Source organism: Pseudomonas sivasensis (assembly GCF_052938085.1).
The window spans coordinates 1,366,258-1,381,195 of record NZ_CP176442.1; the positions used below are offsets into that span (position 1 = coordinate 1,366,258).

Consider the following 14,938-nt stretch of genomic DNA (forward strand, 5'->3'; position numbering starts at 1 on the left):
GTTCAGGGGCTTTTGCGTAGGCTGACCTCAACAGCCAAACGCGTATGAGGTAACACCATGACTGCGATCAAAAAGCTGATGTTGGCGTTGACCATGCTCAGTGCCACCGCAGGGGTCCAGGCCTCTGATGGTGACTTTGCCGCATTCGGCCGCGAGAAAACCAAGAAAACCAGCACCTTGATTCAACGTGTCAGTTTCGAAGACGCGAGCAGTCAGCCTACGCCTTGGGGCCAGTCCCTGGGCCTTGCTACCCCACAGCCAGCCTACCGCACCGGTTACGCGCACCTGAGTGGCCAGTTCAATGGCATTAAACTGCGCCCGCAAGACCTGCAGGGCCGCTATGATGTCCCCCTGTCGGACAGTTGATTTGCTTTGGAGAGCCTTATGAAATTGCTGGTGGTGGAAGATGAGGCGCTGCTGCGTCATCACCTGTTTACCCGCCTGACCGACAGCGGCCACGTGGTCGAAGCTGTGGCCAACGCCGAAGAGGCGCTTTACCAGGTCGGTCAATTCAACCATGACCTGGCGATTATCGACCTGGGCCTGCCCGGCATGGGCGGCCTGGACCTGATCCGCCAACTGCGCAGCCAGGCCAAAACGTTTCCGATCCTAATCCTCACCGCGCGCGGCAACTGGCAGGACAAGGTCGAAGGCCTGGCCGCCGGCGCTGACGACTACGTGGTCAAACCATTCCAGTTCGAAGAGTTGGAGGCGCGCATGAATGCCTTGCTGCGCCGCTCCAGCGGGTTTACCCAATCGACTATCGTTGCCGGGCCCTTGCTGCTGGACCTCAACCGCAAGCAAGCGTCCCTCGACGAACAGCCACTGGCGCTGACCGCCTACGAATACCGCATCCTTGAATACCTGATGCGCCATCACCAGCAAGTTGTCGCCAAAGACCGCTTGATGGAACAGCTTTACCCCGACGACGACGAGCGCGATCCAAACGTCATTGAAGTCTTGGTCGGCCGCCTGCGCCGCAAGCTGGAAGGCCCCACAGGGTTCAAGCCGATCGACACCGTGCGTGGCCTGGGCTACCTGTTCAATGAGCGCTGCCGTTGATCCGCTCGTTACGTGTGCGTTTGATGCTGGCGGCAGCGACCCTGGCCGTGTTGTTCATGCTGGGCTTGTTGCCGGCCATGCAGGGCGCTTTCAGTCTGGCGTTGCAGGACTCCATCGAACAGCGCCTGGCGTCGGACGTGACGACGCTGATCTCCGCCGCGCGGGTCGAAAACAACCGCCTGCTGATGCCTGCGCAGTTGCCGGACGAACGTTTCAACCTGACCGATAGCCGTCTGCTCGGCTATATCTACGACCGCGAAGGCCACTTGGTGTGGCGCTCGAGGGCTACCCGGGAAGAAAACATCAACTACAAGCCGCGCTATGACGGGCGAGGCAATGAATTCGCCAGGATTCGCGAAGCGGACGGCCAGGAGTTCTTCGTCTATGACGTGGAGGTCAAGCTGCTCGGCGGCAAGAGCGCGGCGTTCAGTATCGTCGCCCTGCAACCGGTGCGCGAATACCAACTGACCCTCGAAGGCCTGCGCGAAAACCTCTACTTGGGCTTCGGCGCGGCGTTGCTGGTGCTGCTGACGTTGCTGTGGCTGGGCCTGACCTGGGGCCTTCAAGCCCTGCGGCGGCTGAGTCAGGAGCTTGACCAGATCGAAGGCGGCACCCGCGAAAGCCTGTCCGAACAGCACCCACGTGAATTGCTGCGCCTTACCGGCTCCCTCAACCGCTTGCTGCACAGTGAGCGTGAACAACGTACGCGATACCGCGACTCCCTCGATGACTTGGCTCACAGCCTGAAAACCCCGCTCGCCGTGTTGCAAGGCGTGAGTGAAGACATGGCCAAGCGCCCAGAAGACCGCGATCAGGCATGGGTGCTGCAATCGCAGATCGAACGCATGAGCCAGCAGATCAGCTACCAGTTGCAGCGCGCCAGTTTGCGCAAAAGCGGCCTGGTGCGCCATCAAGTGCGCCTGGAGCCGGTGCTGCAAAGCCTGTGCGATACCTTGGGCAAGGTCTACCGCGACAAGGGGGTCAGGGTGTCCTTTGAATTGCCGCACGCCTGCGATGTGCCGATCGAGAAGGGCGCCTTGCTCGAATTGCTCGGCAACCTGCTGGAAAACGCCTATCGGCTGTGCCTGAGTGAAGTGCGCGTTAGTCTGGTCGAGAACCTCGAAGGCATTGAGTTGTGCATAGAAGATGACGGACCAGGCGTGCCGCCAGATCAGCGCGCGCGGATTTTGCAACGGGGCGAGCGGCTGGACCGCCAGCATCCGGGGCAGGGGATTGGGTTGGCGGTGGTCAAGGACATCATAGAAAGCTACGGCGCGCGACTGACCCTGGGAGATTCACCGCTGGGTGGCGCGGCGTTCAAGATCCACTTTCCATCTGTGTGATCTTCAGTGGCTGGGCTGACCCTATCGGGGGCAAGCCCTCTTCCGCATTTTGAATTTATTCAAGCATCAAACTTTGTAAACGCAGTCAAAGGTGGGAGGGGGCTTGCCCCCGATGAGGCCCTCACACACAACGCCTCTCTAAATCTCCCGTGCGCGATAGGCCCCCGGCGTTAACCCTGTCCACTTCTTGAACGCCCGATGAAATGCCGACGGTTCGGAAAATCCCAACTGCTCGGCAATCTCCTGCAACGACAAATCCGCCCGTCCCAGATGGTAGATGGCGATGTCCCGCCGCAACTCATCTTTGAGCGCCTGAAAGCTGGTGCCTTCTTCGCGCAAATGCCTGCGAAGGGTTTGTGGGCTGATGTGCAAGTGCTGAGCGACGGCTTCCAGATCCGGCCACGGCGTGCGATCGCGGCTCAGTAGGCGTCGCAACTGACTGCTCAAGCTATCGCCTTCATCCGGGCGTGACAGCAGGTCAGCGGGAGAGCGCTCCAGAAAGTGCTTGAGGGTGCGCTCATCCTGCAGCAGCGGCATGTTCAGGTAGCGGGCAGGGAACACCAGGCTACTGTCCGGCGAACCGAACACCCGGTCGCAGGGGAACAGCAGGTCATATTCGCTGGAGTGGGCCGGCATCGGGTAGCTGAACGTGGCCTGGTGCAGTCGGATGCGCTGGCCGATCAGCCAACTGCCCAGGCGGTGCCAGATCACCAGCAGGCATTCGCTGAGGAAGTGATCCGGGTCCCACAGTTGGGAGTCATCCAGGCTCAGGCGGGCCATTTCGCCTTCCCGTGTGAGCTGCCAACGCGGGCCTTGTGGGAATAGGCTATAAAATAATAAGCCGCGTTCCAGGGCTTTCTCCAGCGTGCGGCAGTGGATCAACGCATGGCACATCATGGCGAAAGTGCCACGTTTGCTCGGACCGTCGGCAAAGCCCAGGTATTCGTCGTCCAACGCCAGCCAAAGCATCTGGAGCAACCGGGTAAATTGCTCCGGCGCAATGCGGGCGCGAGGTTCAGTCAACTGCTCGGGGGTGATGCCCAACTGTTGCAGCAAGCCCGAATAATCGTAACCGGCCCGACGCGCTCCGCCCAGGGCGGCCCGTGCGTAGTGACTGGCGATGGTGCGTTCACGCATGCGGGGCCCTCGTCCATGGAATGGCGGATGGTAGTCAGCACCTGGCAAGGCGACAAGGCGGATATCCGCCAAATTGTAGGACGCGATTGGGTGCGGTGGCGGAAATTCGCCAACCGATTTGGCGCCTGGCGAGGCGTCTGAAAACGATCAGCCCTGATGCCTAAAGGCCTTTAGGGCTTTTGAGCAAAGTGGCACGGCGTTTGCGATAAGGATTACAGCGCAGGCCTGGACCTACAGGCTTCGCAAACAACAAATCCCTCCAGTGCAGGAGGGTTCGCAATTCAAGTGTCGTGGGCAATGGCGGATATTTGCCACACGGGACGATTGAGGAATTTTGCAATGACGACTCGTCAGCCAATCTACAAATCCCTGTATTTCCAGGTGATCGTTGCTATCGTTATCGGTATTTTGCTCGGTCACTTCTACCCGCAGACCGGTGTGGCCCTTAAGCCACTGGGTGACGGGTTTATCAAACTGATCAAAATGGTCATCGCCCCGATCATCTTCTGCACCGTTGTCAGCGGCATCGCTGGCATGCAAAGCATGAAATCGGTCGGCAAAACCGGCGGCTACGCGCTGCTGTACTTCGAAATCGTTTCCACCGTCGCCCTGTTGATCGGCCTGATCGTGGTGAACGTCGTGCAACCGGGCGCCGGCATGCACATCGACGTAGCGACCCTGGACGCTTCCAAAGTCGCTGCCTATGTGACTGCTGGCGCAGACCAGAGCATCGTAGGCTTCCTGCTTAACGTGATCCCGAACACCATCGTCGGCGCCTTCGCCAACGGCGACATCCTGCAAGTGCTGATGTTCTCGGTGATCTTCGGTTTTGCCCTGCATCGCCTGGGTGCCTACGGCAAGCCGGTGCTGGACTTCATCGATCGCTTCGCCCACGTGATGTTCAACATCATCAACATGATCATGAAGCTCGCGCCACTTGGTGCCCTGGGCGCCATGGCGTTCACCATCGGTGCCTACGGTGTAGGTTCCCTGGTGCAGTTGGGCCAACTGATGATCTGCTTCTACATCACTTGCCTGTTGTTCGTGCTGGTGGTGCTGGGCGGTATCTGCCGCGCTCACGGTTTCAGCGTCATCAAGCTGATCCGCTACATCCGTGAAGAGCTGCTGATCGTATTGGGTACTTCCTCCTCCGAGTCCGCACTGCCACGCATGCTGATCAAGATGGAGCGTCTGGGTGCCAAGAAATCCGTAGTAGGTCTGGTAATCCCGACTGGCTACTCCTTCAACCTTGACGGTACTTCGATCTACCTGACCATGGCTGCCGTGTTCATCGCTCAAGCGACTGACACCCACATGGACATCACCCACCAGATCACTCTGCTGCTGGTGCTGCTGCTGTCCTCCAAAGGCGCTGCTGGCGTGACCGGTAGTGGCTTCATCGTTTTGGCTGCAACCTTGTCGGCTGTAGGCCACCTGCCGGTTGCCGGCTTGGCGCTGATCCTGGGTATCGACCGCTTCATGTCCGAAGCCCGCGCACTGACCAACCTGGTCGGTAACGCCGTTGCCACCATCGTTGTGGCTAAGTGGGTCAAGGAACTGGACACCGACAAGCTGCAAAGCGAGCTGGCGTCTGGCGGTACCGGTATCTCCGAAACCCGCGAAATCGATGACCTGGGCGTGGCCGAAGGCCCTGCACCTGTCGTCAAGTAAGCCGCTGAAGGCGTGAGCCCACGCTAGCAGCTATACGCAAACGCCCCGACTGGTTCGGGGCGTTTGCGTTTCTGCTCGGCCACTTTTGAATCGCTTTGCTTTACAGTAAATGAATACTTCATCAACAACGCTGGCGGGAGACTGAATGGACAGTGTGGATTTGAATGTCCTGCGCAGCGTGCTGGAATGGCGCCGCGCTGGACAGCGAGTGGTGTTGTACAGCGTGGTCCAGACTTGGGGCAGTGCACCGCGTCCGCCGGGGGCAATGCTAGCCCTGCGGGGCGACGGCGTGGTGATTGGCTCGGTTTCCGGTGGTTGCATCGAGGATGACTTGATCGCGCGGTTGCAGGACGGCCGCTTGCCTGATGACGGCCCGCCGGTACAACTGGTGACCTACGGCGTTACACGCGACGAAGCTGCGCGTTTTGGGCTGCCGTGCGGCGGCACGCTGCGCTTGACCGAGGAGAGGGTGGATGACTGGGGCTGGGTAGAGAAGTTACTGGCGCGCTGCGAGGATCATCAGATTGTTGCTCGGGAGCTAAACCTGGCAACCGGCGAAGTGACCCTGAGCGGCGCGAGCAAGACTGATGTGGTGAGTTTCGACGGTGAACGCTTGCGCGCCATCTATGGACCACGCTGGCGCCTGCTGCTGATCGGCGCCGGGCAACTGTCGCGCTATGTGGCGGAAATGGCGCGTTTGCTGGATTTCGAAGTGCTGATCTGCGACCCGCGCGAAGAGTTCGTGTATGGCTGGGAAGAGCAACAGGGCCGCTTCGTGCCGGGTATGCCTGATGAGGCAGTGTTGAATATCCAGACCGACGAACGCACGGCGATTGTCTGCCTCACACACGACCCGCGCCTGGATGACATGGCGTTGCTGACGGCGTTGAATTCCAATGCCTTCTATATCGGCGCGCTAGGTTCAAGGGTCAATACCCAGAAGCGCCGTGAAAACCTCGCCGCACTGGGTTTGTCGGCGGAGGCGATTGCCCGCTTGCATGGGCCGATTGGTTTGCATATCGGCAGCCATACGCCGGCGGAAATCGCGCTGTCGCTGATGGCGGAAATTGTCGCAATCAAGAACGGCGTGGCGCCTATGCAGAAAAAGCCTTTGCCGGTGGTAGCTGAGTGACCGTGACGGCGATTGTGCTGGCGGCAGGGCAGGGCAGCCGCTTCCGCGCAGAAGCTGGGGCCGACCAGGATAAACTGCTGGCGCTCTGTGTAGGTCGCGATGGCGTGACGCGACCGGTGATCGAGCAGGTGCTGTTGAATCTGCCGGAAGACGTAGTGGAGCGCTGGGTGGTGACCTCGCCAGATCGTTCGGAGGTCATTCGGTTGGCGAAGGTGTATGGCTGCAAGGTCTTGCTGCTGCAGTCGGCTGGCATGGGCGACAGTATTGCCGCAGCTGTCGCGGCCAGTGCTTCGGCGCAGGGTTGGCTGGTGGTACTGGGGGATATGCCGTTTATTCAAGCGTCGACGATCGAGCGCGTGATAGACGGCCTGGATAGCATCAATGTGCCGGTACATGCCGGTCAGTATGGCCATCCGGTTGCATTTGCCCGTGCATTTGGGCCCGCCTTGATGGCGCTGAGTGGCGATCGTGGTGCCAAAGCGTTATTTGTACAGGCTGTTTTGAAGGAGGTGCGGGTGGATGATCCCGGTGTTTTGTGGGATGTGGATGTGCCCGCGTTGTTGCATTACCGCTGACCGGCAGACAAAAAAAGCCCCGCCTGATCACTCAGGCGGGGCTTTTTAGTGGCTGATGGAATCAGACGAGGGGTTTAGGCTCGTGCTCTTCTTCCAGGGCCTTGTGCTCTACCACTGCTTCAGCAACCGGAGCAGGCGCTTCGACAGCTTCGACTACAGCCGGAGCGGCGGCAGCAGCAGCAGCAGCGGCAGCAGCAGCGGCGGCTGCCTCAGCTTCCTTGCGGCGACGACGCACTTCACGTGGATCGTTCGGCGCACGGCCGTTTTCGCTCAAGGCGCTGGCAGGAGCAGCTTCAACCACGGGTGCTTCAACTTCAGCAACAACCGGGGCTTCAACAGCCACTGGTGCAGGCTCGGCAACCACGACTTCAACCACCGGTGCTGGCGCTTCTTCTACAACAGGCGCTGGCGCGGGAGCTTCAACCGGGGCGGCAGGTTCGGCAGTCCATTGGAAGGCGGTCTGTTCTTCGCGAACTTCACGCACCGCTGGGGCAGCCTCTTCGACAGCCGGAGCTTCAACTACGGCTTCAACCACTGGCTGAGGTTCAACAACCGGCGCAGGTTCAATGGCGACCGCTTCGGTTTCTGGCTGGGCGTCGCGAACCGGGGCTACTTCCACTTCCGGAACTACTGGGGCTTCGATCGGGGTAGTTGCCTCAACAGCGGGGGCCTCAACGACCGGTGCTTCAACCGCTGGGGTCTCGGCAACTGGTGCTTCTACAGCAGCGGTTTCTTCAACGGCTGCAGTAGCGCGTTCAGCTTGCTCGTGAGCCTGGGCTTCAGCAGGAGCGCTGATGACCGAGCTGGCAACGGCAGCAGTAACGGCCAGGCCGGCAGCCAGTTCGGCACCCGTCGTTTCGTTAGCTTCGTTGGTTGCGCCCTCAGCGTTCTCGCCGGTCTCTTCCGAGCCTTCGATTACGTTGCCGTTGGCATCACGCTGGCGCTCGCGACGGTTGCTGCGACGACGCTGACCACGGGAGCGGCGGCGAGGACGATCGCCTTCGGCGTTGTCCTGACCATCTTCCTGCAGTTGCTCTTCGCCGGTCAGTACTTCTTCCTCTTCGCTGGCGGAAGCAGCTTGCTCGGCGCGTGGTTGACGCTCTTCACGCGGAGGGCGCGGCTGGCGCTCTTCACGGGGGGCGCGTTCTTCACGCGGCTGGCGGGCCGGGCGCTCTTCGGTAGTCGCAGCAGCGGCAGCAGCAACGGCTGGCGCAGCGTCCAGCGGCTCACGCAGTTCACGTACGCGTTCCTCACGCTCGCCACGTGGCTTGCGATCTTCACGCGGAGCACGTGGGGTGCGAGGTGCGCGCTCTTCACGCGGTGCGCGTTCTTCACGGGCTACGGCTGGTGTTTCTTCACGGGCTTCACGAGGCGCACGCTCTTCACGTGGCGCGCGTTCTTCACGCGGTGCCCGTTCTTCGCGCGGCTTGCGCTCTTCGTCACGGCGACCGTTGCGGTTGCGGCTCTGCTGACGGCCGTTGCGACGTTCTTCGTTACGTGCCGGGCGCTCGGAGGCTGGTTTTTCAACTACAACCGGGGCCACAGGCTCTTCTTTGGTAGCGAACAGGCTGACCAGCGATTTCACCAGGCCTTTGAACAGGCTCGGCTCAGGCATGGCGGCTGGTGCAGCAACTGGTGCGGCAGCTTCAACCGGCACTGGTGCGTTGGCACGGGCTGGCGCGGTTTTCACGGCAGCTTCCTGGCGAACCAGAGTGCGGGTCGCGGCGGCTGGCTGGACTTCTTCCACTTCGGCAGCGGCAGCAGCGATTTCGTAGCTGGACTGGCCGCTGTGGGCTTCCGGGCTGTCGTCACGCAGGCGCTGTACTTCGAAGTGCGGCGTTTCGAGGTGATCGTTCGGCAGGATGACGATACGGGCACGGGTGCGCAGTTCAATCTTGGTGATCGAGTTGCGTTTTTCGTTCAGCAGGAAAGCGGCGACCGGGATCGGCACTTGCGCGCGGACTTCGGCGGTGCGGTCTTTCAGGGCTTCTTCTTCGATCAGGCGCAGGATCGCCAGGGACAGCGATTCAACGTCACGGATGATGCCGGTGCCGTTGCAACGCGGGCAGACGATGCCGCTGCTCTCGCCCAGGGATGGACGCAGGCGCTGACGGGACATTTCCAGCAGGCCGAAGCGCGAGATGCGGCCGACTTGCACGCGGGCACGGTCAGCTTCCAGGCATTCGCGGACTTTCTCTTCCACGGCGCGCTGGTTCTTGGCTGGGGTCATGTCGATGAAGTCGATCACGATCAGGCCGCCGATGTCACGCAGGCGCAGTTGGCGGGCGATTTCTTCAGCCGCTTCCAGGTTGGTCTGCAGGGCGGTTTCTTCGATGTCGCTACCCTTCGTGGCGCGCGCCGAGTTGATGTCGATGGACACCAGTGCTTCGGTCGGGTCGATCACGATGGAGCCACCGGAAGGCAGTTCGACGACGCGCTGGAAAGCGGTCTCGATCTGGCTTTCGATCTGGAAGCGGTTGAACAGCGGAACGCTGTCTTCGTACAGCTTGATCTTACTGGCGTACTGCGGCATCACCTGGCGGATGAAGGTCAGGGCTTCGTCCTGGGCTTCAACGCTGTCGATCAGCACTTCGCCGATGTCCTGGCGCAGGTAGTCGCGGATGGCGCGGATGATCACGTTGCTTTCCTGATAGATCAGGAACGGCGCGGAACGATCCAGGGACGCTTCTTTGATAGCGGTCCACAGTTGCAGCAGGTAGTCGAGGTCCCACTGCATTTCTTCGCTGCTGCGGCCCAGGCCGGCAGTGCGAACGATCAGACCCATGTCGGCCGGTGCGATCAGGCCGTTCAGCGCTTCACGCAGTTCGTTGCGTTCTTCGCCTTCGATGCGGCGGGAAATGCCGCCAGCACGTGGGTTGTTCGGCATCAGCACCAAGTAACGGCCGGCCAAGGAGATGAAGGTGGTCAGGGCGGCGCCCTTGTTGCCACGTTCTTCTTTTTCGACCTGGACGATGACTTCCTGGCCTTCGCTCAGGACGTCCTTGATGTTCACGCGGCCTTCGGGGGCTTTCTTGAAGTATTCGCGGGAGATTTCTTTGAGGGGCAGGAAGCCGTGGCGCTCGGAGCCGAAATCGACAAAGGCAGCCTCAAGGCTTGGTTCGATGCGAGTAATACGGCCTTTATAGATGTTGGCCTTCTTTTGCTCGCGTGCACCGGATTCGATGTCCAGGTCGTAGAGGCGTTGGCCATCTACCAGTGCAACACGCAACTCTTCGGGTTGAGTTGCGTTAATCAGCATTCTTTTCATGTTGTACCGTCGGTTTCCGGGCTGCCGGAAACGGCGTTCGGCACACACGACTTCTCACGGTCGGTGTCAGGTGCGTCAAGAGTGGTTGGCCACTCCAGTGTCCAGCAAAATCGGCCAATTGGGCCGGTATCGCGACGGACGCGTCCTGCTTGTTAGCGGTGGTGACAAAGGCACCACTTCAACAAAAGCTAAGGTCAGGAGGAGGAATCAACCGGCGACTGTGGACGAGATGAAGCGTCTAAATATAAGCCTAGTGCTACACGGTCCGACGGTTGTGCATCTCCACCCTACACGTATCCCTGATAATTCGGGTGCTGCCGCGCGCAGAATCCGCAGCGGGTTGGCATTTACCGTGTACTCCAATGGGGAGTTCACGCTCATGGCTAAACAAGACTGAATGTGGGCGACTGCGCTCTCACTCAGCTCTTAACAGGCGTTGTTTCCGAAGCATTCGCCGTGGTCTGGCACAAGACTGACTGCACTTTGTGAACTGGCCGTAAATATCGGCGCAGAATGCGAGTATTTACTCTGCTTTCTGCACTCGCTTCAGGCCTCATGTCACCTGCGCTTGTTACAATCTCGAACCTTCCAGGGTGGCGAAAGCCCCGTAGGACGGCCTCGCGTCCTGATGAATTGCGATGGTCAGGGCCGGCAGATTGCCGCAAGTCCTCTGTCCAGGCCGCTTTTGGCGGCGTTCGCGACTATAGCAGCAATGATTAAGTGCTTCAATTCCATAAAAAATTGTTATCATCGCCGCCATGACGACTACCGCCCCCCAGACCCCCAGCGTCCAGCTGCTTGAGGTCTCGCCGGAATATGCCGGCCAACGCATCGACAACTTTCTCCTGGCCAGGCTCAAAGGCGTGCCCAAGACCTTGATTTACCGCATCTTGCGTAAAGGCGAGGTGCGCGTGAACAAGGGTCGTATCAAGCCCGAGTACAAGCTTCAGGCGGGCGATATCGTCCGTGTGCCGCCAGTGCGTGTGCCTGAGCGGGACGAGCCTGTTCCCCTCGCTCAAGGGCTGCTGCAGCGCCTTGAGGCGTCGATTGTCTTTGAAGACAACAAACTAATCGTGATCAACAAGCCCTGTGGCATTGCTGTGCATGGTGGCAGCGGCCTAACGTTTGGGGTGATCGAAGCCTTTCGCCAGTTGCGCCCGGATGCCAAGGAACTGGAACTGGTCCATCGCCTGGATCGCGATACTTCCGGCCTGTTGATGATCGCCAAGAAGCGCAGCATGTTACGGCACCTGCACACCGCCCTGCGGGGTGATGGCGTGGACAAGCGCTACATGGCGTTGGTGCGTGGCAACTGGGCCAGCTCAATCAAAAGCGTTCGCGCGCCGCTTCAGAAGAGCAATCTGCGCTCGGGCGAGCGCATGGTCGAAGTGGACGAGGAGGGTAAAGAAGCCCTGACCCTGTTCAAGGTGCTGCGCCGCTTCGGTGACTTCGCCACCCTGGTCGAGGCCAAACCGGTCACAGGGCGTACCCACCAGATTCGCGTGCATACCTTGCATGCGGGCCATTGCATTGCCGGTGATACCAAGTACGGCGACGAAGACTTTTCCAAGGAAATTAGAGACTTGGGCGGTAAGCGCCTGTTTCTCCATGCCTACATGCTGACTGTACCGCTGCCTGATGGTGGCGAGCTGAAGTTGCAGGCGCCTGTCGATGAGATGTGGGCCAAGACCGTGGAGCGTTTGAGTGTCGCACCTTGATTACAAGCTGCTGATTTTTGATTGGGATGGGACGCTGGCCAACTCCATTGGTCGCATTGTCGAGTCGATGCACGTGGCGTCCACCCGTTCAGGCTTTGCGTTATGCAGCGATCAGGCGGTCAAGGGCATTATTGGTCTGGGGCTGCCTGAAGCCATCCGTACCCTTTATCCCGAAATCAGTGACGCTGAACTGATAGCGTTTCGCGAGCATTACGCCGATCACTACATTGCGCTGGAGGCAGAGCCTTCGCCGCTGTTTGAGGGCGTTGTGCAATCGTTGGCGGCGTTCCGGGCGCAGGGCTACCACTTGGCAGTTGCTACCGGCAAGGCTCGTCGCGGGCTGGATCGGGTGCTCAAGGCTCATGGTTGGGAAGATTACTTCGACATCACCCGTGCTGCGGATGAAACCGCCAGCAAACCTCACCCTCTGATGCTGGAGCAGATCCTTGCCCATTGCGGCGTGTCGCCGCGTGAGGCGCTGATGGTGGGTGATGCTTCCTTCGATCTGATGATGGCGCGCAACGCCGGCATGGACAGCGTTGCAGTCAGCTATGGTGCCCAGTCCGCTGAGGCGTTACAGCAATACGAGCCTAGGGTCACGATTGATCATTTTTCTGAATTGCAGGCCTGGCTCGGTCGGGCTCAATAAGTCTTTGCTGGGGTTGATGGCATGAGTGATGAGTGGAAAGCGCCTGAAAAGGCTGAAAGCGGTGACGACAAGAGTTGGAAGCTGCTGGAGAAGACGCTCCTGGCCAGCGTCCAGGAGCAGCGTCGTGCGCGGCGCTGGGGGATTTTCTTCAAGCTGCTGACCTTTACTTATCTGTTGCTCATGCTGGCGCTGTTCAGTCCGCTGATGGATATGGAAAAGAGCGCAACCCGTGGCGCGAACTACACCGCGCTGATCGAGGTGCGCGGTGTAATTGCCGACAAGGAGCCGGCAAGCGCCGATAACATCGTCGGCAGCCTGCGTGCTGCGTTCGAAGATCCCAAGGTCAAAGGGGTGATACTGCGCATCAACAGCCCGGGCGGCAGCCCGGTGCAATCGGGTTATGTGTATGACGAGATTCGCCGCCTGCGTGGCCTGCACCCGGATATCAAACTGTACGCCGTGATTTCCGATCTGGGTGCTTCGGGTGCTTATTACATCGCCAGTGCCGCTGATCAGATCTATGCCGACAAGGCCAGTCTTGTGGGCTCCATTGGTGTGACGGCGGCCGGTTATGGGTTTGTTGGCACTATGGAGAAGCTGGGTGTTGAGCGCCGCACCTACACCTCGGGCGAGCACAAAGCGTTTCTGGATCCGTTCCAGCCGCAAAAGCCCGATGAAACCCAATTCTGGCAGAGCGTGCTGGATACCACTCATCGCCAGTTCATCGCCAGCGTGAAGCAGGGGCGCGGGGATCGTCTGAAGGATAAAGATCATCCTGAGCTGTTCTCGGGGCTGGTGTGGTCCGGTGAGCAGGCGTTGCCGCTGGGTTTGATCGATGGCCTGGGCAGTGCCAGTTCGGTGGCGCGGGATGTGATTGGCGAGAAGGAGTTGGTGGATTTCACGGTTGAGGAATCGCCGTTTGATCGCTTCTCCAAGAAGCTCGGTGCCAGCGTGGCTGAGAAGCTGGCGCTGTACATGGGCTTCCAGGGGCCGACGCTGCGCTAATATCTCAAGTCTGTCGTAGGTCAAAATGTAGGAGGGGCGGTGCGACGATTCGACTTGCCCCCCCCCCGATAGCGGTGGATCAGTCAATCCAAGGTTGGCTGATACGCTTCTATCGGGGAAAACCCTCTCCCGCATTTGGTTTGCGGTGTTCTTAAGGGACTTGCACGCCTTCGCTGAGTAGCATATCTACCAAGCGAATCAGCGGTAAGCCGACAAGGCTGGTCGCATCTGGCCCGTCGGTGCTTTGGAATAAACTCACGCCCAGCCCTTCCGCCTTGAAGCTGCCCGCGCAGTCATATGGTTGTTCGACACGCAGGTAGCGCTCGATGCGCGCTGCATCCAGCTCGCGCATGTGCACGGTAAAGGGCACGCAGTCGACCTGGCAGTGCCCCGTCTCGCTATTCAGCAGGGCCAGGCCGGTGAGGAAACTGACACGCTTGCCGCTGGCGGCCAATAACTGCTCACGCGCATTTTCGAAAGTGTAAGGTTTGCCGATGATGCGGCCTTCCAGTGCGGCGACCTGGTCTGAACCGATGATCAGGTGTCCTGGGTGGCTGGCGGCGAGGGCGCGCGCCTTTGCTTCGGCCAGGCGCTTGACCAGCTCGATGGCGGACTCATTTGCAGCATGGCTTTCGTCGATATCCGGCGAGCTGCAGATGAATGGCAGGTGCAGGCGACTGAGCAATTCCCGGCGATAAACCGAGCTGGAAGCGAGTAATAAAGGCAGCATGTACGACTCCTCAAGGCAGTCGCCGATTCTAGCGGGGCGACCGGCTGACGCACAGGGCTGAATTTCCTTTGACATGGCTGGGTGCATCCCTATAATGCTGCGCCTATGTTGAATGACCCGATTCCACCTCACGTTGACCCGCGCAAATTGGCTGATCGTGGCACTTCCCTTCAAGGTGAATTGCTGCTGGGCGATTTGGAGAGACTCTGCGACCCGCTTTCCGACACTGTCGGTACGGTGCAGGCCAAATTCGTTTTTGAACGAGATGAACGTAAATCTGTGGTAATCCACAGCTTTATCGACACCGAGGTCAAAATGGTTTGCCAGCGTTGTCTTGAGCTGGTCACCCTGCCCATCCACAGCGAGTGCAGTTATGCCGTGGTAAAGGAGGGTGCGAATACCCAGTCGTTGCCGAAAGGTTATGACGTGCTGGAACTGGGCGAAGATCCTTTGGATCTGCATGCACTGATCGAGGAAGAGCTTCTGCTCGCCTTGCCCATTGTGCCTGCTCATCATCCGGAAGAATGCCAGCAGCCGGAGGGTCTCGATGACGAGGCCGAGCCGAGCGAGGACGAGGTAACGCGGTCCAACCCGTTCAGTGTATTGGCGCAGTTAAAGCGTGACCCAAACGTTTAGGAGTTAATCAAT

At 59.7% G+C, this 14,938-nt stretch carries 13 protein-coding genes; 10 read left to right on the forward strand and 3 right to left on the reverse strand.

Annotation, left to right across the window (positions count from 1 at the left end; translation table 11 throughout):
- Positions 1-57: 57 nt before the first annotated feature.
- Genes ACKZ62_RS06465 through ACKZ62_RS06475 form a run of 3 tightly spaced genes read left to right on the forward strand, consistent with a single transcriptional unit; the run spans position 58 to position 2,405 of the window.
- Complete coding sequence (locus ACKZ62_RS06465) at positions 58-366, forward strand: hypothetical protein (protein ID WP_032886787.1); 309 nt, start codon at positions 58-60, stop codon at positions 364-366.
- 18 nt (positions 367-384) lie between these two features.
- Positions 385-1,062: a response regulator gene (locus tag ACKZ62_RS06470; protein ID WP_032886788.1), complete on the forward strand. Its 678-nt coding sequence runs from the start codon at positions 385-387 to the stop codon at positions 1,060-1,062.
- Positions 1,059-2,405 carry an ATP-binding protein gene (locus tag ACKZ62_RS06475; RefSeq protein ID WP_032886789.1) on the forward strand — a complete coding sequence of 449 codons (1,347 nt, stop codon included), beginning with the start codon at positions 1,059-1,061 and terminating at the stop codon, positions 2,403-2,405. Before ACKZ62_RS06470 ends, ACKZ62_RS06475 begins: the two co-directional genes overlap by 4 nt.
- A gap of 138 nt (positions 2,406-2,543) precedes the next feature.
- Here ACKZ62_RS06475 and ACKZ62_RS06480 read toward each other — a convergent pair whose 3' ends face one another.
- Complete coding sequence (locus ACKZ62_RS06480; protein WP_447096452.1) at positions 2,544-3,542, reverse strand: AraC family transcriptional regulator; 999 nt, start codon at positions 3,540-3,542, stop codon at positions 2,544-2,546.
- 339 nt (positions 3,543-3,881) lie between these two features.
- On the opposite strand from ACKZ62_RS06480, the gene ACKZ62_RS06485 reads away from it, so the two are divergent.
- From ACKZ62_RS06485 to ACKZ62_RS06495, 3 genes are all read left to right on the forward strand, one after another.
- Positions 3,882-5,213 carry a dicarboxylate/amino acid:cation symporter gene (locus tag ACKZ62_RS06485; protein ID WP_032886791.1) on the forward strand — a complete coding sequence of 444 codons (1,332 nt, stop codon included), beginning with the start codon at positions 3,882-3,884 and terminating at the stop codon, positions 5,211-5,213.
- 145 nt (positions 5,214-5,358) lie between these two features.
- Positions 5,359-6,345: an XdhC family protein gene (locus ACKZ62_RS06490; RefSeq protein ID WP_447096453.1), complete on the forward strand. Its 987-nt coding sequence runs from the start codon at positions 5,359-5,361 to the stop codon at positions 6,343-6,345.
- Positions 6,342-6,920, forward strand: coding sequence for a nucleotidyltransferase family protein (locus ACKZ62_RS06495; protein WP_447096454.1), 579 nt, complete (start codon positions 6,342-6,344; stop codon positions 6,918-6,920). Before ACKZ62_RS06490 ends, ACKZ62_RS06495 begins: the two co-directional genes overlap by 4 nt.
- Positions 6,921-6,981: 61 nt before the next feature.
- Here the strand turns inward: ACKZ62_RS06495 and rne are convergent, their stop codons facing one another.
- Positions 6,982-10,188 carry a ribonuclease E gene (gene rne / locus ACKZ62_RS06500; protein WP_447096455.1) on the reverse strand — a complete coding sequence of 1,069 codons (3,207 nt, stop codon included), beginning with the start codon at positions 10,186-10,188 and terminating at the stop codon, positions 6,982-6,984.
- A gap of 758 nt (positions 10,189-10,946) precedes the next feature.
- On the opposite strand from rne, the gene rluC reads away from it, so the two are divergent.
- From rluC to ACKZ62_RS06515, 3 genes are read left to right on the forward strand one after another with little or no spacing between them, the layout of a single operon-like run.
- Positions 10,947-11,906 (forward strand): 23S rRNA pseudouridine(955/2504/2580) synthase RluC, encoded by a 960-nt coding sequence (gene rluC, locus ACKZ62_RS06505; protein WP_032886795.1) that lies wholly within the window; start codon positions 10,947-10,949, stop codon positions 11,904-11,906.
- Positions 11,893-12,555: an HAD-IA family hydrolase gene (locus ACKZ62_RS06510; protein WP_447096456.1), complete on the forward strand. Its 663-nt coding sequence runs from the start codon at positions 11,893-11,895 to the stop codon at positions 12,553-12,555. The genes rluC and ACKZ62_RS06510 overlap by 14 nt, the downstream gene beginning before the upstream one ends.
- Before the next feature lie 21 nt (positions 12,556-12,576).
- Positions 12,577-13,560, forward strand: a complete 984-nt coding sequence (locus ACKZ62_RS06515; protein ID WP_122753532.1) for a S49 family peptidase — start codon at positions 12,577-12,579, stop codon at positions 13,558-13,560.
- 151 nt (positions 13,561-13,711) lie between these two features.
- On the opposite strand, the gene ACKZ62_RS06520 is transcribed toward ACKZ62_RS06515, so the two are convergent.
- Entirely contained in the window at positions 13,712-14,290 is a 579-nt protein-coding gene (locus ACKZ62_RS06520; protein WP_442117846.1) for a Maf family protein, read from the reverse strand.
- Positions 14,291-14,395: 105 nt separating this feature from the next.
- Between ACKZ62_RS06520 and ACKZ62_RS06525 the strand changes: the two genes are divergently transcribed.
- Positions 14,396-14,926, forward strand: coding sequence for a YceD family protein (locus ACKZ62_RS06525; protein ID WP_447096457.1), 531 nt, complete (start codon positions 14,396-14,398; stop codon positions 14,924-14,926).
- Positions 14,927-14,938 lie beyond the last annotated feature (12 nt).

Coding starts and splice junctions, on each gene's coding strand:
- ACKZ62_RS06485 (WP_032886791.1), top strand. CDS start 3,882: ATGACGACTCGTCAGCCAATCTACAAATCCCTGTATTTCCAGGTGATC.
- ACKZ62_RS06470 (WP_032886788.1), top strand. CDS start 385: ATGAAATTGCTGGTGGTGGAAGATGAGGCGCTGCTGCGTCATCACCTG.
- ACKZ62_RS06480 (WP_447096452.1), bottom strand. CDS start 3,542: ATGCGTGAACGCACCATCGCCAGTCACTACGCACGGGCCGCCCTGGGC.
- rluC (WP_032886795.1), top strand. CDS start 10,947: ATGACGACTACCGCCCCCCAGACCCCCAGCGTCCAGCTGCTTGAGGTC.
- rne (WP_447096455.1), bottom strand. CDS start 10,188: ATGAAAAGAATGCTGATTAACGCAACTCAACCCGAAGAGTTGCGTGTT.
- ACKZ62_RS06515 (WP_122753532.1), top strand. CDS start 12,577: ATGAGTGATGAGTGGAAAGCGCCTGAAAAGGCTGAAAGCGGTGACGAC.
- ACKZ62_RS06465 (WP_032886787.1), top strand. CDS start 58: ATGACTGCGATCAAAAAGCTGATGTTGGCGTTGACCATGCTCAGTGCC.
- ACKZ62_RS06525 (WP_447096457.1), top strand. CDS start 14,396: ATGTTGAATGACCCGATTCCACCTCACGTTGACCCGCGCAAATTGGCT.
- ACKZ62_RS06490 (WP_447096453.1), top strand. CDS start 5,359: ATGGACAGTGTGGATTTGAATGTCCTGCGCAGCGTGCTGGAATGGCGC.
- ACKZ62_RS06520 (WP_442117846.1), bottom strand. CDS start 14,290: ATGCTGCCTTTATTACTCGCTTCCAGCTCGGTTTATCGCCGGGAATTG.